Below are 24,328 nucleotides of genomic sequence, written 5' to 3'. Positions count from 1 at the left end.
TTCCCCGAACCCCTCCCCCGGAGGGAACTTGCCGTACCGCGCCCCACGCATCGAACACAACTTTCAACACGTCATTTTCTCTTGAAAACCATTCTTTTCCCGCTAATAACCGCAGCGGCGCTCCTGACGGGCAGCGTCCGCGCCCAGAACGAATACGCCGAAATCGCCCGGCTGCGGGGGCTGAACGAATCGGTGCGCGGCATCCGCTCGATGGCCGACGGCGAACACTACACCACGCTCGAATCGAACGACATCGTCCGTTACAGCTACGCCTCCGCGGCTCCCGGCGAGAGCATGCTCCCCGCGCCCGCGCCGAACCTCGTCATCACCGACTACGCCTTCTCGCCCGACGAGCGGTCGATCCTCATTGCCTCGGGCCGCAAGCCGATCTACCGCCATTCGTACACCACCAGCTATTCACTCGTGCGCGACAACGCCGTGCGCCCCGTCCTGCGCGACGCCGAAGCGCCGCGCGACGCCTCCTTCTCGCCCGACGGGCAGAAGATCGCCTACTCGGACCGCAACGATCTCTACGTCTACGACATCGCCTCCCAGACCACGCGCCGCATCACCGACGACGGGGCGTGGAACGAGGTGATCAACGGCACGACCGACTGGGTCTACGAGGAGGAGTTCGGCGCAACGCGGGCCTACGCCTTCTCGCCCGACAGCCGCCGCATCGCCTACCTGCGTTTCGACGAGAGCGAAGTGCCGCTGATGGAGATGATGCGCTTCGACGGCAAACTCTACAACAGGGCCTATTCATTCAAATACCCCAAGGCCGGGGAGCGCAACTCCGTGGTCCAGCTCTGGATCGCCGACCTCGAGACCGGCGCCAGGGAGCGCATCGACACGGGCGAGGAGACCGACCAGTACATTCCCCGCATCGGCTGGACGCCCGACGGACGGCCGTGGTACTACCGCCTCAACCGCCGCCAGAACACCTTCGAGATGATCGTCTGCGAACCCCACGGAGCGCAGCGCACGGTCTACGAGGAGCGGGCGCAGCAATATGTCGAGCGCGTGGACGACGGGACCGTGACCTTCGTCGACCGCGACCGTTTCCTCGTGCAGCAGGAGAGCCACACGGGCTTCATGCACCTCTACCTGTACAGCCTCCGCCGGGGCATCCTCGAACAGGTGACCAAAGGCCCGTGGGAGGTGACCCAGCTCGTGGGAACCGACGGCAGGCGCGTGTGGTTCCTCTCGACCGAGACCTCGCCGCTGCGCCGCAACCTGTACAGCGTGCGCCTCGACGGCAAGGACAAACAGCGTCTCACCACGGGCGAGGGCTACTACACCGCAGCCCCGAGCGCCGGGATGAAATACTTCATCACCACCTTTTCCAACGCCTCGACCCCCAACGTCACGGAGGTCTGCGACGCCGCCGGGAAACCCGTCCGCACGCTGGCCGACAGTCGCCGCCTGCGCGAAGAACTGGCCGCCGCCGACCGCCCCGTGAAGGAGTTCTTCACCTTCACGACCGAGCGCGGCGACACGCTCAACGCCTATATGGTCAAGCCCCGCGGCTTCGATCCCTCGCAGCGTTACCCCGTATTGCTGACCCAGTATTCGGGTCCCGGCTCGCAGTCCGTGCGCGACCGCTGGTCGCTGGACTGGGAGGACGCCCTCGCCGACAAAGGCTACATCGTGGTCTGCGCCGACGGCCGCGGCACGGGATTCCGGGGCGAAAAGTTCAAGAAACTCACCTACGGACGCCTGGGGGCGCTGGAGGTCGAGGACCAGCTTTCGACCGCCCGCCACATGGCGGCGCAGCCCTGGATCGACCCTGCGCGCATCGGCATCTACGGCTGGTCCTACGGCGGATTCATGGCCCTGAGCTGTGCGATGAAGGGCCTCGGGCTGTTCAAAATGGCCATCGCCGTGGCTCCCGTCACCTCGTGGCGTTATTACGACACGATCTACACCGAGATCTACAACAACCTTCCGCAGTACAACGCCGCAGGCTACGACGACAATTCGCCGATCAATTTCGCGCGGATGCTCGACGACCGGCGCACGCGGCTGCTGATCATCCACGGCACGGCCGACGATAACGTCCATTTCCAGAACACCGTCGAGATGACCCGGGCGCTCAACCGCGCCGGCAAACAGTACGACATGATGGTGTACCCCGACCAGAACCATTCGATGTTGCCCGACGCAACGGCACACATAAGACAAAAGATGATCGACTACACTCTGAAGAATTTATGACGTACACATTGCAACACGAAACGCCCGTCGGCCCCGTGACGATCACGGCTACGGGCGAGGCTGTGACGCAGATCCGTTTCGGCACGACAGTTCCGGAAGGCTCCGCGGCCGTCCCCGAAACCGCCGCCACACCCCTGCTGCTGAAGGCGGCGGCGCAGCTCCGGGAGTATTTCGCCGGCACGCGCCGCGACTTCTCGCTGCCGCTCGCACCCGCCGGAACGCCCTTCCAGCAATCTGTCTGGCAGGCGTTGCAAACCATCCCCTACGGCGAAACCCGCACCTACGGACATATCGCCATGCAGATCGGCCACAACAAATCGTTCCGCGCCGTCGGCATGGCCAACAACCGCAACCCCATCGTCATCGTCATTCCCTGCCACCGCGTCCTGGGTTACGACGGCAAGCTCACGGGCTACGCCGGAGGGCTCGACATCAAGGAACGGCTGCTCGCCCTGGAAAAGCGGCGATAACGCACCCCGGCGGCAGGCCCGCAAACCCCAATCGCACCCGCACGAAAAAATGCGGGGCACGGTCTCCCGCGCCCCGCATCTGCATATCCCGCCGGGTCAAAGCCCGAACGCAAAGGCGTTGATGCCGTCGTAAACCGCGCTGACGATGCCCAGCAGCAGGACGCCTGCCATGCAGAGCGCGAGGCTGACGCGCGTGTAACGGTCGCTGCGGAACGCCGCGATCGGCGCGTCGCCGGGCATAATGTACATCGCCTTGACGATCAACAGGTAGTAATAGAGCGACACGACCGTGTTGACCAGCGCGATGAAGACCAGCAGGTGGAATCCGCCACTGAAAGCCGCGGCGAAGACGAAGAATTTCGAGAAGAACCCGGCGAAGGGCGGGATTCCCGCCAGCGAGAACAACGCCAGGGTCATCAGCAGCGCCAGGCGGGGATTAGTGCGGGAAAACCCGTTGTAGTCCTCCAGCGAGACCCTGCCGCCGCTGTGCTGCTCGACGGCGGACAGCACGCCGAACACCGCGAGGTTGGCGGCCATGTAGACCAGCACGTAAAAGACCAGCGAGGTCATGCCGATGGCGCTGCCGCCGATGACGGCCAGCATGATGTATCCGGCCTGCGAGATGGACGAGAAGGCCATGAAACGCTTGAGGTCCTTCTGCCGGATGGCGAAGAGGTTCGCAACGGTGATGCTCGACACCGTCACGATCCAGAGCAGCGTCTGCCACTGTTCGGTCATCGGGGCGAACACCTTCACGAGCACCGTCAGCAGCACGAACGCCGCAGCGCCCTTCGAGACCACCGAAAGATAGGCGGTCACGTTCGTCGGCGCGCCCTGGTAGGCGTCCGCCGTCCAGAGGTGGAAGGGCACGAGCGAAATCTTGAAGCCGAGCCCCGAGAGGAAGAAGACCAGGGCCATCACCAGCAACGGCGAACCGTCGATGCGGGCGGCCATGTCGCCGAAATAGAGCGTCCCGGTCGTTCCGTAGAGGAACGAGATGCCGTAGAGCATCAGTCCGCTCGAGAACAGCGCGCAGAGGATGTATTTGGCCCCCGCCTCGGCCGAATAGCGTTTGTATTTGTCGAAGGCCACCAGACAGGCCATCGGGACCGAAGCCAGCTCCAGACCGATGAAGAACAGCAGGAAGTTGCCCGCGCCGATCATAAAATACATGCCCAGCAGCGTCGAGAGGGTCAGGATGTAGAATTCGCCCTGCTTGTGGCGCGTGTCCTCGCGGCGCAGCCACGTGTCGGACTGCATGAAGACGATCAGCGCCCCGACGGAGAGCATGCTTTTGACGATGCCGTCCATCGGCGTATGGCAGAACATGCCGCCGAAGAGTTCGCCCCCCGCAGCCGGAACAAGGTTCACAACCACCTGCACGACCATCAGGCAGCAGACCACGGCCGAAAAGCGGCGGCGTGCGCGCTCCCCGGCCATGAGGTCGTAGAGGAACACGAAGACGAGAATCGCCGTGAGGGTCACTTCGGCCCGCATCAGCGTAAATATCGAGGTGTAATCCATAGTCGCTTAACTCAAAATATGTGCAATGATCTCCGCGACGCTGCCGCGGATCATGTCGCTCACCCACAGCGGCGCCAGCCCCATGCCGGCGATGGCGACGACGAGGCAAACGACCGACAGCCGCTCGTCCCACGTGGCGTCCGAAAGCTTCAGGTGTTCGGGATTGTCGCACGTGTCGTAAAGGATTTTCCCGACGACGCGCAGGATGTAGACCGCCGTGATGACGATCGACGTGCAGGCGATGACGGTCACCACGCGGTGGAACGTGTCGGCGTTCATAAACGCGCCGTTGAAGATGGTCATTTCGGCCACGAAGCCGCTCAGGCCCGGCAGCCCGAGGTTGGCCAGACCCGCGATCACATACCCGACCGCGAGGAACGGCATCACCTTCATCAGCCCGCCCAGCTGGCGGATGTCCCGCGTGTGGGTGCGGCCGTAGATCATGCCGATCAGCGCGAAGAAGAGGGCCGTCATCAGGCCGTGGCTCAACATCTGGAGCACGGCGCCCGTACCGGCCGTGGTGTTCATCATCAAAACGGCGAACAACACCAGTCCGCAGTGCGACACCGAGGAGTAGGCGTTGATGTACTTGAGGTCGGTCTGCACGCAGGCCGAGAAGGCGCCGTAGACGACGGAAATCGTTGTCAGGATGATAAATACCCAGCTCAATTCATGCGCCGCTTCGGGTAAAAGATACATAGCAACCCGGAAACAGCCGTATCCGCCCAGCTTCATCAGCACCCCGGCGTGGAGCATCGACACGGCCGTCGGGGCCGAGGCGTGGCCGTCGGGGCTCCACGTATGGAACGGGAACAGCGCGCCCAGCACGCCGAAACCCACGAACACCAGCGGGAACCAGATGCGCTGCTGGGCAACGGGAATGTTGTTCAGCGCGGCGATCTCCTGAATGTTCATCGTCGTGGCGCCCGCACCGAAGTAGATGCCCAGAATGCCGATCAGCAGCAACGCCGAACCGCCCATGAGCATCAGCGTCAGTTTCATGGCGGCGTATTCCTTGCGCCCGCTGCCCCAGACGCCGATCAGCAGGTACATCGGGATCAGCGCCACCTCGTAGAACAGGAACATCGTGAAGAGGTCGACCGAAATGAAGAACCCGAACACCCCCACGCTCAACAGGCAGAACCAGAGGAAGTAGGCTTTGACGTCGGTCTTCATCTGCCACGAGGCGAACGTGCCCGTGAAGACGATGACGGCCGACAGCAGGAGCATTGCCACCGAAATGCCGTCGACGCCCACGGCGTAGTGGATGTTGAGCGGCGCATACCAGACGCGGCTTTCGGTGAAGAGCATCTGCGCCGTCTCGCCCGCGCCGCGCAGCCCGAGGTACTGCACCACGAGCACGACGGCCAGCGCCACGAGCAGCGAAGAGCCTGCGACCATCACCGTGTGAATCTGCCGCGTGGACTTCGAGAGCCACAGACCCAGCATCATCACGAGCGGAACGGCGGGAAACAGAGATAGTATATTCATAACTCGTTCGGATTAACAGATTAGAAGAATCAGGATCGTGAGGCCCAGCGCACCGCCGAGGAACCAGATGCAGTAACGCTGCACGCTGCCGCTCTGCATGTCGCGGATGAGCCAGGCGGCGCCGTTTGCACCCCAGGCGAGGAGATTCATAAAGCCGTCGACCACATGGCGGTCGAACCACGCAATGGGCGTCGAGATGCAGGCGAAAATCACCCGGTGGGTGATGAACTGGTAGACCTCGTCGATGTAGAACCGGCGATAGGCCGCGCGGTGCAGGCCGCTGAACGTCGCGGCCAGCCTGTCGGCCACGGGCTGCCGGTCGCGGGCGTACATCCACGTCGCCAGCGCGATGGCCGCAGCGGCGACGCAGAGGCTCACGGCGGCAACGCTCCGGTCGATATGGATGACATAGGGCGCGCCGTCGCTCGACACGAACTCCCCGAAGGGGATGAATCCCGCCACGCAGGTCACCGCCGCCAGAAACACCAGCGGCAGGGTCATCGTCAGCGGAGCCTCGTGCGGCTTGTGCGCCGCATGCAGTTCGCGGTTCTCCGCGCCCCAGAAAATACCGTAATAGAGCCGGAACATGTAGAAGGCCGTAAGTCCCGCGATGGCGGTCATCACCCACCCCATGACGGGTGAGAAGGCGAAACAGGCCGTCAGGATCTCGTCCTTCGAGAAGAAACCGCTCAAGGGCCAGATCCCCGCGATGGCGAGGCACGCCACGAGGAACGTCAAGTGGGTCAGCGGCATGTAGCGGCGCAGGCCGCCCATGGCCGACATCTCGTTGGAGTGCACGGCATGGATGATGCACCCCGCGCCGAGGAACAGCAGGGCCTTGAACATGGCGTGGGTGAAGAGGTGGAACATCGAGGCCATGTAACCCAGCCCTCCGGCGTGCGGGTCGGCCGAGGTCGAGACGCCCAGCGCCACGAGCATGAATCCGATCTGCGAAATGGTGCTGAACGCCAGCACACGCTTGATGTCGCTCTGCACGCAGGCCACGACGGCGGCGTACAGCGCCGTGAAGGCCCCGATATAGGCCGTCCAATGCAGCACCTCGGGCGCATAGCCGATAAACAGCGGGAACATTCGCGCTACGAGGTAGACGCCCGCCACGACCATCGTGGCGGCATGAATCAGCGCCGACACGGGCGTGGGGCCCTCCATGGCGTCGGGCAGCCAGATGTGCAGCGGGAACATGGCGCTCTTGCCCGCGCCGCCGACGAACATCAGTCCCAGCGCCAGCGGAATCATCGTCCCGGCGGCGGCCAGCGCATGCGCCTCGGGCGTGAAGGAGAAGGTTCCGGCGTAATAGCCGTAGACGAGGATACCGATGAGGAAACCCAGGTCGGCGAAGCGCGTGACGATGAAGGCCTTCTTCGAGGCAGCCACGGCCTCCTTCTTCGTATAGTAGAAGCCGATCAGCAGGTAGGAGCTGACGCCCACCAGCTCCCAGAAGAGGTACATCTGAAAGATGTTGGTCGCCACGACCAGCCCGATCATGCTCATCGTGAAGAGCGACAGAAAGGCATAGTAACGCTGGAAGCCCCGCTCACCCTTCATATAGCCCAGCGAGTAGATGTGGACCATCAGCGACACCGTGGAGATCACCACGAGCATCATCACCGAAATCGGGTCGAGCAGAATGCCCAGGTCGATGTGCAGCGCACCGCCGATGGGCAGCCACACGGCGTTCCAGGGGATCAGCGTCGGAAACACGCCCGCGGCATCGCGCCCGGCCGAGAAGTATTCGAAAGCCGTCCAATAGCTCAACAGCGCCACGACGGCCAGCACGGCCGTGCCCACGGCGCCCGCCGCCGCGGGACGCATCTTCATGCCCGCAAGCCCCAGCACGAGGAAACTCGCCAGCGGAAGCAACAGAATCAGAATCGTATATTCCATAGAAGATCGTTTTTTCGCACCGTTACCACTTCATTTCCCGCAGGCTCCGGGCGCCGATGTTGCGGATGTTGCGGTAGATATTGATGATGATGGCGATGGCCACGGCGGTCTCCGCGGCGCTGATTCCGATGGCGAACAGGGCGAAGAAGAACCCTTCGAGCTGCTCGGGGAAGAGGAAGCGGTTGAAGACCACGAAATTGATGTCCACCGAGTTGAGAATCAGCTCGACCGAAATCAGCATCGCCAGCAGGTTGCGGCGCGTGACGAATCCGTAAATGCCCACGAACATCATCACCGTGGAGACAATCAGGTAATATTCCATGTGTATCATAGTCGTGTTTTTTAGCGTTTGCGCGCGATGAGGATGCCGCCGACGATGCAGGCCAGCAGCAGCAGGCTGATCACCTCGAACGGCAGGATGTAACCGTATTTTCCGCTGCTCATCAGCGCGTGGCCGATGGTCCGCACGTGCAGTTCGCCGTGCTCGAAATGCGAGGGCAGGAAGTCGTGGCGGAGCGTTATCCAGAGGCAGATGCCCAGGCTGGCCAGCGCGGCGCCCAGCCCCACGAAGAGCTTGTAGCCCTTCAGGTCCTCGGCCTTGTCGCCCTGGCTCGACGTCAGGAGGATCGAGAAGACGTAGAGCACCGTGATGCCGCCGGCGTAGATCAGCAGCTGCACCGCCCCGAGGAACGAGTAGTTGAGCTGGAAGTAGATGCCCGCCGTACCGAAGAGCACGAACAGCAGGTAGGTCGCGGCGCGCAGGATGCGCCGGGTCGTCACGGCGAGAATCGCGCTGACGCCGATGAACAGCGCCAGGACCGTGAAAACGATCAATTCGAGTGTTATTTCCATGACTTACTGTTTATTGAGTTGTTTGACGAGCTTTTCGCGCGTGTAGACGGCGTGCTCGAAATCGGTCGAGAAGCGGATCGCGCCGGTCGGGCAGGCGTTGACGCACAGGTGGCAGAACATGCACGACCCCAGGTCGTACTCGTAGCGCACCAGCCGTTTTTTGGTCTTGCCCGTCCCGGGGTCGGCGACCGTCTCGGTCGTGAGGCGGATGGTCCCGTTGGGGCAGGCCGACTGGCACAGCCCGCAGGCGATGCACCTGTTGCGCCCCTCGGCGTCGTGGGGCATCGTCAGAGAGCCGCAGAAACGGTCGTACATCTTCAGCGTGGCCCGGTTTTCGGGATACTGCTCGGTGATCTTGGGCGTGAAGAACTCGCGCCCCGTCACTTTAAGTCCGGTCAAAAGGGTTCCCAGTCCGTGGAAAAGGCCTTTGATATAGCTACTCATAACTAAAAATGCAGTTTAAAGACGACGACAATGACCATCAGCAACAGGTTCGCCAGCCCGATGGGAACGAGGTATTTCCATTCGAGCGTCAGGATCTGGTCGATGCGCAGGCGCGGAAAGGTCCACTTGATCCACATGAGCAGCCACACCACGAAAAACGCCTTGGCGAAGAACCACACGAAACCCGGAATGCAGTCCATCACGGCGTTGAAGCCCTCCCAGCCCGCAATGTGCAGCGGCATCCAGCCTCCGAGGAAGATGGTGGCGGCGACGCCCGCGACGATGAACAGGTTGACGAACTCGGCAACGTAGAACAGCCCGAAGTGCATGCCCGAATACTCGGTGTGGTAGCCCGCCGTCAGCTCCGACTCGGCCTCCGGGAGGTCGAACGGGCCGCGGTTGACCTCGGCGTTGCCGGCGATGAGGTAGATCACGAAGGCGATCAGCGCCGGAATGTGGCCCTTGAAAAGGAACCACCCGTCGGCCTGCCGGGCCACGATCTCGGAGAACTGCATGGTGTCGGTCAGCACGATGATCGTGAGGATCGAGAGGCCGATGGAAAGCTCGTAGGAGATCATCTGCGCACCGCTGCGCATGGCGCCGATGAGCGAATACTTGTTGTTGGAACTCCACCCCGCCAGCAGAATGCCGACCACGCCGATCGACGAGGCGGCCATCATAAAGAAGACGCCCACGTTGAAATCCAGCACCTCCAGCCCCTTGTTGACCGGCAGACAGGCGAAGGCCAGCACCGAGGCGAGGATGACGATATAGGGCGCGAGGTTGTAGAGGAACTTGTCCGAACGGCGGATGGTGATGATCTCCTTGGTGAGCATCTTGAAGACATCGCAGATGACCTGCACCGTACCCCACGGACCCACGCGCATCGGCCCGAGGCGGCATTGGAAGGCCGCGCAGACCTTGCGTTCCATGAAGATCATCAGGATGGCGATCACGGTGTACATCAGCAGCAGACAGCCGCCGACGATCACGCATTCGATGAAAACGGCCAGCCCGAGGGGCATCAGCGAGGTCAGCAGCCCGTGGACCCAGCTCGTAATTATAGAAAAGTCGAACATAGCAATACAATTTTTCGCTATTACAGATTATGGCACAACCGTCCGAAACGCCGATTTTGCCGCGCAGCGGCACCAAGTCCCTCCCCAAGGGAGGGGTTTGGGGTGGGGTCGGACTTGCAAACGACGCCGCAGGCGGCGAAAACGCCATTCGACAGCGTGATATGATGCATCATGGTCATAGAGTCTCTTTATCTGTCAATATCCGGAACCACGTAATCCAGCGTGCCGCCGATGGCGATCAGGTCGGCGATCTTCGTCCCCCGGGCGATGGTCTCCAGGCACGAGACGAGCGGCAGACCCGTCGAGCGGAACTTCATGCGGTAGGGGAACTTGTCGCCCCGGCTCTCGATGAAGACCCCGAACTCGCCGCGGCTTCCCTCGACGGCGGCGTAGTAGCTGCCCTCGGGAATGCGGATCACGGGCTTCATCTTCAACTGGTATTCGCCTTCGGGAATGTTGTCGATCAACTGCTCGATGATGTGCATGCTCTGCTCGATCTCCCGCATGCGGACCATGTAGCGGGCCAGGCAGTCGCCTTCGGTGAAGAGCACCTCCTCGAAATCCACCTTGCCGTAAACGGCGTAGGGATGGCGCTTGCGCACGTCGCAGGCCCACCCTGCGGCGCGGCCCGTGCCGCCCGTGGCGCCGAACGAAATGGCATCCTCGCGCGTCAGCACGCCGGTGCCTTTCAGACGCTCCTGCGCGATGACGTTGCCCGTGAAAATCTCGTGGTACTCGCGCAGCACGGGACGCATGTAGGCGATGAACTCCTTGACCTTGCGCACGAAATCGGGATGGATGTCGGCCTGCACGCCGCCGATGGTGTTGTAAGTCTGGATCAGGCGGCCGCCGGTGGTCTGCTCCAGAATGTCGAGCACCTTCTCGCGGTCGCGGAAACCGTAGAAGAAGGCCGTCAGCGCGCCCATGTCCATGCACAGGCAGGCGAAGAAGAGCAGGTGCGAATCAATGCGCTGCAACTCGTCCATGATCGTGCGGATGTACTGCACGCGCTCCGGCACCTCGACGCCCAGCCCCTTTTCGATGCACATGCAGAGGGCGTGGCGGTTCTGCGACGCCCCGAGGTAGTCGAGACGGTCCGTCAGGGCGAGGGTCTGGGGATAGGTCAGCTCCTCGCACATCTTCTCGATGCCGCGGTGGATGTAGCCGCAGTGCACGTCGAGTTTTTTAATGATCTCGCCTTCGAGCGACACGCGGAAGCGCAGCACGCCGTGCGTGGCCGGGTGCTGGGGACCGACGTTGATGACGTACTCCTCCTCCTCGAAAAGCACGTTGCGCCCGCGTATGAAACTGCCGTCGGGCTGCAACTCGAAGGTCGGGGCGCTGTCCTTCGACACCTCGTTGCTCATGCGGAGCGGGTTCGACGCCGGATCGTAGTCCTTGCGCAGGGGATGTCCCACCCAATCGTCGCGCAGGTACAGCCGCCGCATGTCGGGATGGTTCAGGAAACGGATGCCGAAGTAGTCGAACGCCTCGCGCTCGTTCAACTCGGCGGCCTTCCACAGGTCGCACACCGAGGGCAGGACCGGGCGTTCGCGTTCCGGAGTCAGCGTCCGCACCACGACGTTCTCGCCCGTCGAGGTGGCTTCGAGGTGGTACACCACGCCGAAGCCCTCTTCGCCCCAGTCCATGCCCGTGAGGCTGCGCAGGAAATCGAAGCCTTCGGCCTTCAGGCGTTCGGCCACCCCGCGGAAAGCTTCCGCCGGCACGGTGAACATCCCCTCGCCGGCCTCCGACCACACGGCCGCAGGCTCCCAGGCCTTCATTTTATCTGTCAGGGTCATAATTCTCGTTTTTCTTCGTCCACATTCAAATCGTTCTTCTCCGCCGTCAGGTCGCTCCGCAGCAGCCGTTCGTACTCCTCGCGGCCGATCTGCCGGTTCACGCCTCCGAAGAAGCGTTGCAGTTTCACCTTGCGCTGAAGCTGCATCAGTCCGTAGAGCATCGCCTCGGGACGCGGCGGACATCCGGGGATGTAAACGTCGACGGGCAGAATCCGGTCCACGCCGTTGACCACGTGGTACGACTTCTTGAACGGACCGCCGCTGATGGCGCAGCCGCCCACGGCGATCACGTATTTGGGATCGGCCATCTGGTCGTAAAGACGCCTGAGCACCGGAGCCATCTTGTGCGTGATGGTTCCGGCGACCATGATGAAGTCGGCCTGGCGCGGGGAGGCGCGGGCCACTTCGAACCCGAACCGGGCGAAGTCGTAGCGCGCGGCGCCCACGGCCATGAATTCGATGCCGCAGCAGCTCGTGGCGAACGTCAGGGGCCAGAGGCTGTTGCTGCGCCCCCAGTTGATCACCTCGTCGAGACATCCCGCCACCACATGGGTTCCGTTCTCGCGCAGTTCGCGCACCATCTGTTCGAGGTATTCGTTGTCGTTGAAGTCTTCGTACTTCATCGACTTGATTTTCGGTCTCTTTATTTCCATTCCAAAGCTCCTTTCCGCCATGCGTAGGCAAGGCCCAGAATCAGTACCACCAAAAAGAAGAGAATGCTCACCAGTCCGTAGACGCCCAGTTCCTGCACGACGACGGCCCACGAAAAGAGGAACACCGTCTCGACGTCGAACATCAGGAAGAGGATGGCGAAGAGGTAGTAACCCACCTTGAACTGCATCCACGAACGTCCGCGCGTCGGGATGCCGCACTCGTAAGCCTCGCCCTTCTGGGGGTTGTACGAACGCGGCGACACGGCGCGGGCGATGCCCAGCGCGACTGCGACCAGCGCAATGGCCGTAAGGATGACGACCACCAATAGCGTGAAATACATAGATATGTTGTTTTACGATTTTTAATTCCGGCACGACGAACGCACGCACGCCCCGCGGACGGCAAAGCCCCGGAAACATGCGGCAGGTAAAACGGCGGAAAAGGCTAAATCAGAATGCGCCCCAGAGAGAAGACGTAGTAATCCACGGCGTCGGGGTGCAAAGCCGGGGAATAGGTCCGCATTGCGGTACGGAGGCCGAAAGCGGCATCACAGGCGACGCGCGCGCCGGCAAGCTGCCGCACGGCGGCCTTATGGTCCGAAGGAGCTGCGGGAGCCTCGATCGAGACGGCGCAGGGACAGATCGCGGCGGAGAAATAATTGCATGCCGCGGCGTGCGAACCGGCAACCGAGGATTGCGTCAGGGCAGGGCGCACGCTCTCCGCGCCGCTGCGGAACGACGTATCCTCCAGACTCCCCGCCAGGGCGAAGAGCAACAGGATCAATGCCAATTGAATTCTCTCCTGCATCCGGTCCGAATCATAAATTTCTACGCTGCGAAGATACACTCTTTTACGCAGAAAAACACATCGGCAAACCAAAATGATCACAAAATGACGAATTTTGATTACAAATCCATGAATCCGCGACCCGCAAAAAATGCCGTTTCCTATATAGGAAACGGCATTCGAACACCGGCGGAAACCGCCTATTTTTCAGCGTATCGGTCGCCCACGACCTTCCAGTCGACGACGCCCCAGAGGGCCTCGACGGCATCGGCGCGGCGGTTCCGGTAGTCGATGTAATACGCATGCTCCCAGACGTCGATCGCCAGCAGCGGCTTCATGCCGTGGCGCATGGGGTTGCCGGCGTTCTGCTCGCTGACAACGGCCAGACGCCCCGAGGGGTCCTCGGCCAGCCACACCCACCCCGAGCCGAAAAGGCCCGCGGCGGCGCGGCCGATCTGCACCTTCAGTTCGTCTAGCGAGCCGAAATTGCGGTTGATGGCCTCCAGCAGCTCGCCCGAAGGCTCCTTTTGGGGTTTCGGCGAGAGCTGTCCGAAGAAGAACGCGTGGTTCCACGCCTGCGCGGCGTTGTTGTAGACCGGCCCGTCGGCCGAAAGGATGATGTCTTCCAGCGGCTGCCCGGCAAAGGGCGTGTCGACGATCAGCTCGTTCAGTTTGTCGACATAACCAGCATAATGCTTGTCGTGGTGGTAGTGCATCGTCTCCTCGGAGATTGCGGGCGCAAGCGCGTCGTAGGCATAAGGCAGGTCCTGCGGGGTGAAACGCGGCGAGGACGCGGTATCGGTCGTTGCCATAATCAAAGATGTTAATAAGTTGAGATACAAAATCATATGTCGCTTGTTTTTTGTTCCTTCATCGCATCGAAAGCCCATTTCCCCCGGCCGCAGACGGGACATACCCAGTCGTCGGGCAGCGCGTCGAACGGCGTATACCGGCCCACGTTGTGTTCCGGATCGCCCGACACGGGATCATAGATGTATTCGCAATAGGTGCAGCGGTATTTTTGCATCGCATTCGGAAGGTTAAATTCAGCAGGACCCCGAACAAATAACGTACCCGAGTTCCGGTTTCGGAAAATTTTTCGTAATTTTGATCGGAATACCGACGAATTGCAACCTAAAACCAACTATATGATGACACTTCCTTATGCCGAACCCTACAAGATCAAGATGACCGAGGCCATTCGCACTTCCACGCGCGAAGAGCGCGAAGCGTGGATTCGCGAAGCCCGCTACAACCTTTTCAAACTGCGCTCGGACCAGGTGACGATCGACCTGCTGACCGATTCGGGCACGGGGTCGATGTCCGACCGCCAGTGGGCGGCGATGATGACCGGCGACGAAAGCTACGCCGGGGCCTCGTCCTATTTCCGGCTCAAAACGACGGTCGCGGAGCTGTTCGGCATGCCGTGGTTCCTGCCCACGCACCAGGGGCGCGCCGCGGAGAACGTGATCTTCTCGGCGCTGCTCAAGGAGGGCGACATCGTGCCGGGCAACTCGCACTTCGACACCACGAAGGGGCACATCGAATTCCGCCGCTGCCACGCCGTGGACTGCACGATCGACGCCGCGGCCGACACGCAGCTCGAACTGCCGTTCAAAGGCGAGATGGACCTTGCGAAACTCGAAAAGGTCCTCGCCGAAAACCCGCGCGAAAAGATTCCGTGCGTGGTGCTCACCGTCACCAACAACACGGCCGGAGGCCAACCCGTGTCGATGCGCAACATCCGCGAAACGGCCGAACTGTGCCGCCGCTACGGCGTACCCCTGCTGATGGACTCGGCGCGCTTCGCCGAGAACGCCTACTTCATCAAAACCCGCGAGGAGGGCTACGCCTCGAAGACGATCAAGGAGATCGTCCGCGAAATGTACGACTGGGCCGACATTATGACCATCTCGGCCAAGAAGGACGGCGTGGTGAACATGGGCGGCTTCGTGGCGATGCGCTCCGAGGAACTCTACAAAAAGGCGATGTCGTTCAGCATCATGTTCGAAGGCTACGTCACCTACGGCGGCATGTCGGGCCGCGACATGGACGCGCTGGCCGTGGGACTGGACGAGAACACGGAATTCGGACAGCTCGACACCCGCATCCGGCAGGTGCGGCTGCTGGGCGACCTGCTGGACCAGTACGGCGTCCCCTACCAGCGTCCGGCAGGCGGGCACGCGATCTTCGTGGATGCGAAGAAGGTGCTTCCGAACCTCCCGAAGGAGCAGTTCATCGCCCAGACGCTGGCCGTGGAACTCTACCTCGAAGCGGGCATCCGCGGCGTGGAGATCGGCTCGATCCTCGCCGACCGCGACCCCGAGACGCACGAGAACCGCTACCCCGCGCTCGAACTGCTGCGCCTGGCCATCCCGCGCCGCGTCTACACCGACAACCACATCCGGGTGATCGCCGCCGCATGCCGCAACATCTTCGAGCGCCGCGCGGAGATCACCACGGGTTACCGCATCACCTTCGAGGCGCCGATCCTGCGCCACTTCACCGTCGAACTCGATAAAATCCGTTAACGATGAAACGAATCCTTCTCACACTGGCCGCGCTCGGCACGGCCCTCACGATGCAGGCGAAAGTCGTCCTGCCCGGCATTTTCGGCGACAACATGGTGCTCCAGCAGCAGTCCGAAGCGCAGTTCTGGGGCAAGGCCGCGCCCGGCAAGAAGGTCACGATCCGCCCCTCGTGGAGCACGCAAGGCATTACGGCCAACGTCGGCAAAGACGGCCGCTGGCGGGCCGCCGTGCCCACCCCGGAGGCCGGAGGTCCCTACACGATCGAATTGAGCGACGGCGAGCGGCTGACGCTCCGCGACGTGCTGATCGGCGAGGTGTGGCTCTGCTCCGGACAATCGAACATGGAGATGCCGGTACACGGATTCCCCAACCAGCCCGTCGAAGGTTCGGCGGAGGCGATCATCCGGGCCAGGGCCGCAACGCCGATCCGCCTCTGCACCGTCAAACGCAGCACGGCACGCACGCCGCAGGAGGAGTGCGCGGCACAATGGCTGAAGCACACCCCCGAAGCGGTCGCCGGAACCAGCGCCACGGCCTACTACTTCGCCCGCTACTTGCAGAGCGTGCTGGACGTCCCCGTGGGTGTCATCGTCACCTGCTGGGGCGGCACCCCGGTCGAGGCGTGGATGGACCGCGAAACGATGTCCGGATTCAAGGAGTTCGACCTCTCGTTCCTTGACAACCCGGACCAAATCGACCGCCCCCAGTACAAACCCTGCGGACTTTACAACGGCATGATCGCACCGCTCGTACCCTACACCGTGAAGGGATTCCTCTGGTATCAGGGCGAGTCGAACAGGCCGAATCCCACCCAGTACCGGGCGCTGATGCCGGCCTTCGTGAAGATGCTCCGCGAGCGCTGGGCGCAGGGCGAGCTGCCGTTCTACTACGTGCAGATCGCACCCTACCGCTATGACGGACCCAACGCCATCAGCGGAGCCTTGCTGCGCGAAGCCCAGCTGCATAATCTGAAGGATATTCCATCGAGCGGCATGGCCGTAACACTCGACATCGGCGACGAGGGCTGCATCCATCCGGCCAAAAAAGAAGAGGTCGGAACACGTCTGGCCTGGCTGGCGCTGTCGAAAACCTACGGCATGAAAGGCATCGACGCCGATACGCCCGTCTGCGAAAAGATGGAGGTCGCCGACGGCAAGGCCTACCTGACCTTCGCGACAGGTCCCGACGGCCTGGCGCCCTACGGCCGCACGCTCACGGGCTTCGAAATGGCGGGCGCCGACCGCGTCTTCCACCCGGCCACAGCCCGGATCGAGAAGGGCAAAAGCCGCCTGATCGTCGCGTGCGACGCCGTTCCGGAACCGGTCGCCGTGCGCTACGCCTTCCGCAACGTTCCCGAAGCCACCCTTTTCAACACCTCCGGCATCCCCGCCTCCTCGTTCCGCACCGACGACTGGGAGGTGAAGTAAACGCATGTTCCAACCGACCGATCCGGCCGCGGGGACAGACCTCCGCGGCCGGATTTTTTCAGACCCGCATCTCCGGACACGTCAGCAGGAGACGCAGCGGTTCAGCGAAGCGAGGATTTTCCGGTTGGCGGAGTCGATGACCGAGGTTTCCAGCGCCGAGAGGTAAATCTGCGTCGTGCGCTCGGAGGTGTGCCCCATTCCGGCGCTGATCACCGGCAGCGGCACATTGTGGTTGCGGGCCGCCGTCGCCCAGCTGTGACGCGAGGTGTAGGACGAAAGCCCGGAGTCCAACCCCAGCAGCGACGCGAGCTTTTTCAGCAGACGGTTGTAGTAGTTCAGCGCGACCTGATACTGCGCATAGGCCCGGGCCGGGTCCTCGGCCGTCAGCACCGGGAAAAGATAGGGCGTATCGCGCGTGCGCGGAGCGTACCGGCCGATGATCTCGCGCATGCACGGCTCCAGATGCACGGTCATCCGCTGCCCCGTCTTGCGGCGCACGTAGTGGATCGCCCCGTCCCTCATGTCCTTTTTCCGGAGAAAAGCCATGTCGACGAACGCCATGCCACGCATGCAGTAGCTGAAAACGAACAGGTCGCGGGCCAGCGGCAACGCACCCGAAACCGGCAGGTCGAGGCTCTTCAGACGGGCGATGAGCCGCTCGTCGATGGCCCGTTTGCGCGTGCGGTCGACGCCCGTATAGACACCGCCGAACGGCGACGCCGGCTCGGCCAGCCGCCTGCGGACCGCCTTGTTGTAAACCGAGCGCAGGATGCGCATGTAGAACGACACGGTGTTCCGGACGACCCCGCGGCGCAGCAGGTAAGCGTTGTACTCCTCGACCAACCGCTCGGTGAACGCGGCGAAAGGCAGTTCGCCGCCGCCGAGAAAGCCCGAAAAACTGCGGAGCGTGCGCGTGTAGTTGCGGGCCGTGCCCAGCCGGTTGTCGGCTGTCAGCTGCGCGATCTGCTCGCGCATGAACGCCGTCACGCCCACGCCGCAGGACTGTGCGCAGAAGCGGTCGGCAACCTCGTCGACCGTATAGGGCCGCCCCTCGCGGCCCAGGTCGCGGATGATCCGGTGCAGCCGGTCCACGTCGCACTCTATGCGGCACTGCCAGACCGGAACGCGGCCCGGCTCCGGAGAGACGGCCCGCTGCGCCGAAGCGTCCCACTCGCCGGGCATCAAACGGATGCCGGTCGTAATGCAGCGGGTCCGGCGGAGATGGGTCAACTGATAGTAGATGGTTCCGGCCTTGCCGGATACGCGCGATGCGCGGAATTTTACCTTTACGGAAGTGATCATAACAGTATGGGATTTGTTCCGAAAGGTCGCAATTATCCTCTGTTTCGCACGCATACCCACCCCCGCTTAATCGGGTAAGCGACCTGCTTTATCCGGATTTCCCGATACAGAGCAGGCCCGGGATTTCGTCCCGGGCCTGTTCTTGCGACAAAACCGCCGCTCTACGCGCAAACCGCAATCAATGCGGTCATCGGCAGCGCAGGCCGTCAGTTCTTCAGTCGGCTTTCCGCCCGAAGCAACTCCCGGACAGCCGCCGGCCGAAAGCTAAATCAGCGTTTCGAGGATCTGCACGGCATTGAGCGCCGCACCCTTCTTGATCTGGTCGCTCACGCACCAGAACGCCAGGCCGTTGTCGCACGTCAGGTCCTTGCGGATACGCCCCACGTACACGGGGTCCTTGCCGGCTATGAAGAGCGGCATCGGGTAGACCTTGCCGGCGGGATCGTCCATCAGCACCACGCCTTCGGCCTTCGAGAAGGCTTCGCGGGCTTCGGACACGGAGACGGGACGCTCGGTTTCGAGCCACACGCTCTCCGAATGGGCGCGCATCACCGGAACGCGCACGCAGGTCGCCGACACGGCGATGTCCGAATGCATGATCTTGCGCGTCTCGTGGAACATCTTCATCTCCTCCTTCGTATAGTCGTTGTCGGTAAAAACGTCGATATGCGGAATCACGTTGTAGGCCAGCTGGAAGGCGAATTTCGCCACCGTCGGTTCCTTGCCCGCGCCCAGTTCGGCATACTGCGTCTCCAGTTCCGCCATGGCGGCCGCCCCGGCGCCGCTGGCCGACTGGTACGTCGACACGTGCACGCGGCGGATATGCGACACGTCCTCGATCGCCTTCAGCGCCACGACCATCTGGATCGTCGTACAGTTGGGATTGGCGATGATGCGGCGGGGCGCGTTCTTCGCATCCCCGGGGTTGACCTCCGGCACGACGAGGGGCACGTCGGCATCCATGCGGAAAGCGCTCGAATTATCAATCATAACGGTCCCGTGCCGGGTGATCGTCTCGGCGAACTCCTTCGACGTACCCGCTCCGGCCGACGTCAGGGCGAAGTCGATTTCCTTGAAATCGTCGTTGTGTTGCAGCAGTTTGACGGTAAGCTCCTCCCCGCGGAATTTATAGGTACGGCCCGCGCTGCGCTGCGAACCGAACAGCACCAGTTCGTCGATCGGGAGCCGGCGCTCCTCCAAAATCCGCAAAAACTCCTGGCCCACAGCGCCGCTGACGCCCACAATAGCAATTTTCATCTCGATAAAGTTATAAAGTGATCATCGTTTCCGCTCGGACGAACCGTACACGGAAGCTCCGGAGGCAAAAATAACGATTTTCCGGGAAAAATCCTCCTTCCGGCCTGGAAATCGGCAAAATCCGGAACGCAGACACACGATCCGGACACCGGAAAACGACTGCGTACGAACCGTTCCGCCCGCACCGCCGCAGCAGCAACCGCCCGAAAACATCCACAGAAACGGTCCCGGCAACGGCTGCCGCCCGCTTTCGCCCGCACCCGGCACCCACACCCGGCACCCGCGCCGCCGAGGGCTTCGCTTACGCCCGGTCCGATTCCTCCGCCCGGTCCGATTCCTCCGCCCGGGCGTCCTTTTCCCGCAGCGCCTCCTCAATCTTCCGCTCGCGATAGACCTTCGGCGTCGCCCCGAACCGGGCGATGAATCCCCGGAAAAAGGTACTGCGGTTGGCGAACCCCGACTTGTAGATAATCTCGTCGATCGAGAGCCGCGTGGTCACCAGCAACTGCTCGGCCAGGTTCAGCCGGTACTCCCGGATGATTCCCGCCGGGGTCTGGCCGGTGATCGTCCCCAGCCGCCGGTAGAAATTGCAGAGACTCATGCCGAGTTCCCGGGCGATGAACTGCGTCGAGAACCCCGGATCGAGAATGCTCCGGTTGATGATGTCGAGCATCCGCTCCAGAAACGCCTTGTCGTCCTTGTGCAGCAACCGCCCCTGCGTGAGGTCGAAGGCGCTGTAAACCGAGCGTCCGTAGCTTTTCAGCGATTCGTAACGGCGCAGCAGCTGGTCGACGACACTCTGCAAATGGGTAATGTCGAAGGGTATCTTCAGGCAGATGTCCACGCCCAGTTCCAGCCCCTCGACCTTCACGTCCGTACGGGAAACCGCCGTCAACAGGATAATCGGGACCTGCATCAGCTGCTTGGTTTCCCGGATGCTGCGGATCAGGCCGATCATCGCCGCATTGAGCGACACCGTCCCGCAGATGATGATCTGCGGCTGCGCTTCGGCCAGTTTCTCCTGCGGGCATTTCAGGTCGGAGACGATCCGCACGTTGTAGCCGCCGCTGAACAGACCGGCGATGAAATCGGCCATATCCCGGTCCTCGTTGATGACGAGCATCGTCGGGAGCATGTCGCCGAACGTCATCACGGAGGCTTCGGGAACCGGCACGGGCAGGCTGAACCGCTGTCCGGGAGCGATGTCGGGCTGTGCGGCGGACCGGGCCGCACGGGTGATCTCGAGCCGCGGCAGCGACAGCGTAAAGGTCGTCAGCCCGTCGCGGCTCTCCACCCGGAATTCGCCCTGGAGTTTGGTCACGAGGTTGTAGCAGATCGTCAGCTCCAGATCTTCCTTCAGCGACACGCCCTGGCGGCTCAATGCCCCCAGGTGGTTGAACAGTTTGTAGCGGTCGAAAATCAGCTCGATCTGCCCGGCGTCGAGTTCCACGCCCCGGTTCGAGACCTCGATCCGAAGCCGTTCCGCCGCGCCGGAAGTCTCCTCCCCGGCGCCGGAAGCCGCCCCGTCCGGACGCGGCACGGAGCAGGTCCCGACCGAAACGCTCACCTCACCGCCCGGCCCCGTCCGGCGGAACGCATTGGACAGCAGAATATTGAAGATCATCATCAGGATATTGCGCACCGAAGGGAACAGCACGCCGCTGCCTACGGCCGTCCGGTAGGCGATACGGTTCTCCCCGGCATAATCGGCGAATGTCTGCGCGATGCCGCCGGCCGTGCGCGAAACGTCCAACATCTCGATATCGTCCGAACCGTCGACGGGATCGGTCGACTGGAATTCGTTGAGCATATAGATTAGATCGTTGATCTTCTGCGCATTGTGCCGGATCAGCTCCGCCTGCCGGCGGACGAACGCGTCGGCCGACTTGCAGCCCATGATCTGCTGGCAGGGACCGTTTATCAGCGTCACGGGAATCGAGAGTTCGTTGGTCAGGTTGGAGAACGACCAGATGCACGACTCATAGACCAGTTCCCGCTGCCGCTGTTCGTAGAGCGACTGCCGGAGCCGCGTCCGAAGCCGGCGGCGACGGATCAGGTATCCCGACACGCCGATAACGACGCCCAGCGTTGCGGCGAGATACCCGATCCAGGCCCAGGTCGAGGCGTAGGGCGGAGCCAGCACGCGGATCGGCAGGCGGCTGACGGGACTCCACTCCCCGGTCGTATTGTTCCGGTAGCGCACCCCGAGCGTATAGCGGCCCGTGGGAAACGCAGCGAAGGCCAGCGTGTTGCTGTGGTAATTGTCATGCCAGTCGCCGTCCAGTCCCTCGATATTGTAAAAATAGGAATAATTGCTGCCGTTGACGTAATCCAGCGCCGCGATCGAAAGACTGAAAGCATTCTGATGATGCCGCAGCACCATCCGCCCCCGGCGCATCAGCGTCCCGACATCGTACGACTCGCCGTTGGCCCTCACCTCGCGGAACCGGATGGGCGGCATGTAGGAGGCCGCCTCGGAATCCCCGCTGTCGGAGATGACCACGAAGCCGTTGATCCCGCCGAAAAGCAGTTTCCCCCGCTCCCGGTCGTAAAAATAGGCTCCGTCGCTGAACTCGACCACGTCAAGTCCGTACGAAGCGCCGTAAACCACCGAACGGTTCGTCGCCGGGTCGTAGCGCACGATGCCGGCATTGGTCCCGACCCAGATGTTGTCGAGCGAATCGACCAGCAGGCCGTGGATCACCCCGCAGCGCAGCTGGTCGTTGCTGTAATCGGATTCCGCGCCGCCGCCCGCCGGATCGTAACGCACCAGGCCGCAGCCGGTCCCGAACCACGACGAGCCGTCCGAACGGCACACGCCCGCCGTCACGTCGTTCACGGCCAGCCCCCGGCGGGTGTCGAACCCGACGGTCCGGCCCTCCCGGGTGCGCCTGTCATAGTGTACGACGCCGATACCGTGGTTGCAGAACCAGAGGGTGGAATCGGACTCCTCGCAAACGGAGAAAAAGAAGTTCCGGCTCCGCGCCTTGAGTCCCAGCTCCACCGGTTCGACATTCGCGGCGACGGGCGCGTCGGCGCTCCCGGACAGTTCGATGCGCCAGACCCCGTAGCCCACGCTCGCAGCCCACAGCACCCCGTCCCGGTCCTCGTAAAGCCCGTGAATGCGCCGCAGCGCCCCGCTCCGCGGCAGTTCGAAAATCCGCCTGTGCCGGTACGAGTAGTAGCACACGCCGCCGTCGCCGCCGATCCACAGTACATTGCGGCGGCTTCCGGCAAACGTATAGACCGAATTTTTCCCCAGCGGCGAATCGGCGGCCGTATAGCTGTCGGTATTCTCCCGCGTAAAGGTCCGCCGGGAGTAGAAATCGCGGATGCGCAGGATGCCGTCGTTCTTGGTCCCGATCCAGAGGTCGCCATCCGGGTCGACATGGAGCGCCTTGATCGGTTTGGTCAGCAGGTAGGGCAGCGTTTCGTAGGTGACCGAACGGATCGCGACCTCCCCGACCGCCTGCCGCAGCAACCCGCTGCCGTCGGTTCCGATCCAGACAATATCCTGGTTACAGTCCTTCAGCAGCGCAAAAACGCCGCAGTTGACGTCGATCTCCTGCAACTCGTAACGCCCCTCGATCGGATCGGTCGAACGGAGCCGCAGCACGCCGCTCATCCCGAAGGCCAGCACGTAATCGTCCTTGTCGCTGATCACCGACGAAAGGGCGCCGCGCCGTCCGAGCTCCTCCCGCAGGTCGAAAATCGGGAAAGCCCGCCGCTGCCCGGTGTCGAAGCGGAACAACATGCCGTTCCGGTCGGTGAAAAAGATCGTCCGGTCGCCGTCGTAACGGGTGAACACCACCCCGTCCGGCAGCGGCATCCGCTCCCACTCCCCCACCGAAGCCCTGCCGCCGGCGTCATAGGCCACCTGCGCACAACGAATATCCTCCGAACGCACCAGCCACAATACGCCGTCGCCGTCGAGGCACATGCGCAGCACCCCGTTCAGCTCCGCCCCGCGGACATCGACCGGCTCGAACGCACCCTGCGACGCCACATATCCGTACAACTTGTTGCCATGCAGGAAAAACGCCTCGTCCCGGCTGCGGGCCGCGAATTTATAGACCCGCTGGAATCCGGCAAGCATTTCGATCCGCCGGTCGCGCGTGTCGAAGCGGTCGACACCGTAGTTGGTCCGCACCCAGAGGTAACCGTCGTCCGTGGCTACGATCTCCTGAATCAGGTTGCCCGAGAGCCGGAAATGCCGGGCGGAATTGCCGTCCCACAGATTCAGTCCGTCGCAACTGCCCGCCCAGATATACCCGTCCGCATCCTGCGCCAGCGACAGAATCGAACTGTTCGACAGCCCGTCGCGGTGGGTAATGCGGCGGATATTCTGCGGGAATGCACTCCGGACGACCGCGACCGCGAGGAGAAGGAATACGCATCTGAAATACATAGCAGGGCGAATTAGATAAAAACAGACCGGAATATCTATGTAAATATATACAAAAAAACCGGATTTCAAAACAAAATATCCCATTTAGCGACAACGCCGATTCCCCTTGGTACAAGGGCTTTTTCCCGGATACGCCGGATGGCTTTTCCGGCGGGCGGCAAAGAGCGATCTTGGGCGCT

20 protein-coding genes are annotated in these 24,328 nt (G+C 62.4%); 4 read left to right on the top strand and 16 right to left on the bottom strand.

What is annotated here, in order from left to right; translation table 11 throughout:
* The first annotated feature begins 81 nt into the window (after positions 1 to 81).
* Together NQ492_RS09905 and NQ492_RS09900 are read left to right on the top strand one after the other, a co-directional pair.
* The gene (locus NQ492_RS09905; protein ID WP_044054472.1) at positions 82 to 2,217 is read left to right on the top strand and encodes a S9 family peptidase; all 2,136 of its coding nucleotides are present in this window, start codon (positions 82 to 84) and stop codon (positions 2,215 to 2,217) included.
* Positions 2,214 to 2,687, top strand: a complete 474-nt coding sequence (locus NQ492_RS09900; protein WP_015547414.1) for a methylated-DNA--[protein]-cysteine S-methyltransferase — start codon at positions 2,214 to 2,216, stop codon at positions 2,685 to 2,687. The genes NQ492_RS09905 and NQ492_RS09900 overlap by 4 nt, the downstream gene beginning before the upstream one ends.
* Positions 2,688 to 2,783: 96 nt before the next feature.
* On the opposite strand, the gene NQ492_RS09895 is transcribed toward NQ492_RS09900, so the two are convergent.
* The 13 genes from NQ492_RS09895 to NQ492_RS09835 form a co-directional block, all read right to left on the bottom strand.
* Entirely contained in the window at positions 2,784 to 4,211 is a 1,428-nt protein-coding gene (locus NQ492_RS09895) for an NADH-quinone oxidoreductase subunit N (RefSeq protein WP_259872900.1), read from the bottom strand.
* 6 nt (positions 4,212 to 4,217) lie between these two features.
* On the bottom strand, positions 4,218 to 5,702 hold the full coding sequence (locus NQ492_RS09890) for a complex I subunit 4 family protein (protein ID WP_050794776.1): 1,485 nt from the start codon (positions 5,700 to 5,702) through the stop codon (positions 4,218 to 4,220).
* A 12-nt stretch (positions 5,703 to 5,714) separates the two neighbouring features.
* Complete coding sequence (gene nuoL, locus NQ492_RS09885) at positions 5,715 to 7,607, bottom strand: NADH-quinone oxidoreductase subunit L (protein WP_015547412.1); 1,893 nt, start codon at positions 7,605 to 7,607, stop codon at positions 5,715 to 5,717.
* A gap of 22 nt (positions 7,608 to 7,629) precedes the next feature.
* Positions 7,630 to 7,938 carry an NADH-quinone oxidoreductase subunit NuoK gene (gene nuoK, locus NQ492_RS09880; RefSeq protein ID WP_022061764.1) on the bottom strand — a complete coding sequence of 103 codons (309 nt, stop codon included), beginning with the start codon at positions 7,936 to 7,938 and terminating at the stop codon, positions 7,630 to 7,632.
* Between the two features lie 11 nt (positions 7,939 to 7,949).
* On the bottom strand, positions 7,950 to 8,459 hold the full coding sequence (locus NQ492_RS09875) for an NADH-quinone oxidoreductase subunit J family protein (protein WP_015547410.1): 510 nt from the start codon (positions 8,457 to 8,459) through the stop codon (positions 7,950 to 7,952).
* A 3-nt stretch (positions 8,460 to 8,462) separates the two neighbouring features.
* A complete protein-coding gene (locus NQ492_RS09870) occupies positions 8,463 to 8,903 on the bottom strand; it encodes a NuoI/complex I 23 kDa subunit family protein (protein WP_022061763.1) in 441 nt (146 codons plus the stop codon).
* Between the two features lie 2 nt (positions 8,904 to 8,905).
* Entirely contained in the window at positions 8,906 to 9,982 is a 1,077-nt protein-coding gene (gene nuoH / locus NQ492_RS09865; RefSeq protein WP_015547409.1) for an NADH-quinone oxidoreductase subunit NuoH, read from the bottom strand.
* A gap of 188 nt (positions 9,983 to 10,170) precedes the next feature.
* Complete coding sequence (locus NQ492_RS09860) at positions 10,171 to 11,718, bottom strand: NADH-quinone oxidoreductase subunit D-related protein (protein WP_171024684.1); 1,548 nt, start codon at positions 11,716 to 11,718, stop codon at positions 10,171 to 10,173.
* 62 nt (positions 11,719 to 11,780) lie between these two features.
* Positions 11,781 to 12,437, bottom strand: coding sequence for an NADH-quinone oxidoreductase subunit B (locus NQ492_RS09855; protein WP_015547407.1), 657 nt, complete (start codon positions 12,435 to 12,437; stop codon positions 11,781 to 11,783).
* Positions 12,428 to 12,778, bottom strand: a complete 351-nt coding sequence (locus NQ492_RS09850) for an NADH-quinone oxidoreductase subunit A (RefSeq protein WP_009599057.1) — start codon at positions 12,776 to 12,778, stop codon at positions 12,428 to 12,430. The genes NQ492_RS09855 and NQ492_RS09850 overlap by 10 nt, the downstream gene beginning before the upstream one ends.
* Positions 12,779 to 12,882: 104 nt before the next feature.
* A complete protein-coding gene (locus NQ492_RS09845; RefSeq protein WP_022061758.1) occupies positions 12,883 to 13,245 on the bottom strand; it encodes a hypothetical protein in 363 nt (120 codons plus the stop codon).
* A gap of 179 nt (positions 13,246 to 13,424) precedes the next feature.
* A complete protein-coding gene (locus NQ492_RS09840; protein WP_015547406.1) occupies positions 13,425 to 14,036 on the bottom strand; it encodes a superoxide dismutase in 612 nt (203 codons plus the stop codon).
* A gap of 32 nt (positions 14,037 to 14,068) precedes the next feature.
* Positions 14,069 to 14,251 carry a rubredoxin gene (locus NQ492_RS09835; RefSeq protein WP_015547405.1) on the bottom strand — a complete coding sequence of 61 codons (183 nt, stop codon included), beginning with the start codon at positions 14,249 to 14,251 and terminating at the stop codon, positions 14,069 to 14,071.
* A gap of 124 nt (positions 14,252 to 14,375) precedes the next feature.
* Between NQ492_RS09835 and NQ492_RS09830 the strand changes: the two genes are divergently transcribed.
* Positions 14,376 to 15,755, top strand: coding sequence for a tryptophanase (locus NQ492_RS09830; protein WP_044054813.1), 1,380 nt, complete (start codon positions 14,376 to 14,378; stop codon positions 15,753 to 15,755).
* 2 nt (positions 15,756 to 15,757) lie between these two features.
* The gene (locus NQ492_RS09825) at positions 15,758 to 17,182 is read left to right on the top strand and encodes a sialate O-acetylesterase (protein WP_015547403.1); all 1,425 of its coding nucleotides are present in this window, start codon (positions 15,758 to 15,760) and stop codon (positions 17,180 to 17,182) included.
* Between the two features lie 81 nt (positions 17,183 to 17,263).
* On the opposite strand, the gene NQ492_RS09820 is transcribed toward NQ492_RS09825, so the two are convergent.
* The 3 genes from NQ492_RS09820 to NQ492_RS09810 all read right to left on the bottom strand — a co-directional run bounded on the left by NQ492_RS09820 (position 17,264) and on the right by NQ492_RS09810 (position 24,149).
* A complete protein-coding gene (locus tag NQ492_RS09820) occupies positions 17,264 to 18,484 on the bottom strand; it encodes a site-specific integrase (RefSeq protein ID WP_015547402.1) in 1,221 nt (406 codons plus the stop codon).
* A 264-nt stretch (positions 18,485 to 18,748) separates the two neighbouring features.
* The gene (locus NQ492_RS09815) at positions 18,749 to 19,741 is read right to left on the bottom strand and encodes an aspartate-semialdehyde dehydrogenase (RefSeq protein ID WP_015547401.1); all 993 of its coding nucleotides are present in this window, start codon (positions 19,739 to 19,741) and stop codon (positions 18,749 to 18,751) included.
* Between the two features lie 301 nt (positions 19,742 to 20,042).
* Positions 20,043 to 24,149 carry a two-component regulator propeller domain-containing protein gene (locus NQ492_RS09810; protein WP_015547400.1) on the bottom strand — a complete coding sequence of 1,369 codons (4,107 nt, stop codon included), beginning with the start codon at positions 24,147 to 24,149 and terminating at the stop codon, positions 20,043 to 20,045.
* Positions 24,150 to 24,328: the final 179 nt, after the last annotated feature.

Source organism: Alistipes shahii WAL 8301 (genome assembly GCF_025145845.1).
In the GTDB taxonomy this organism is placed as follows: domain Bacteria; phylum Bacteroidota; class Bacteroidia; order Bacteroidales; family Rikenellaceae; genus Alistipes; species Alistipes shahii.
Note: the sequence above shows the minus strand (reverse complement) of the source record. Positions and strands in the feature narration are given on the sequence as shown.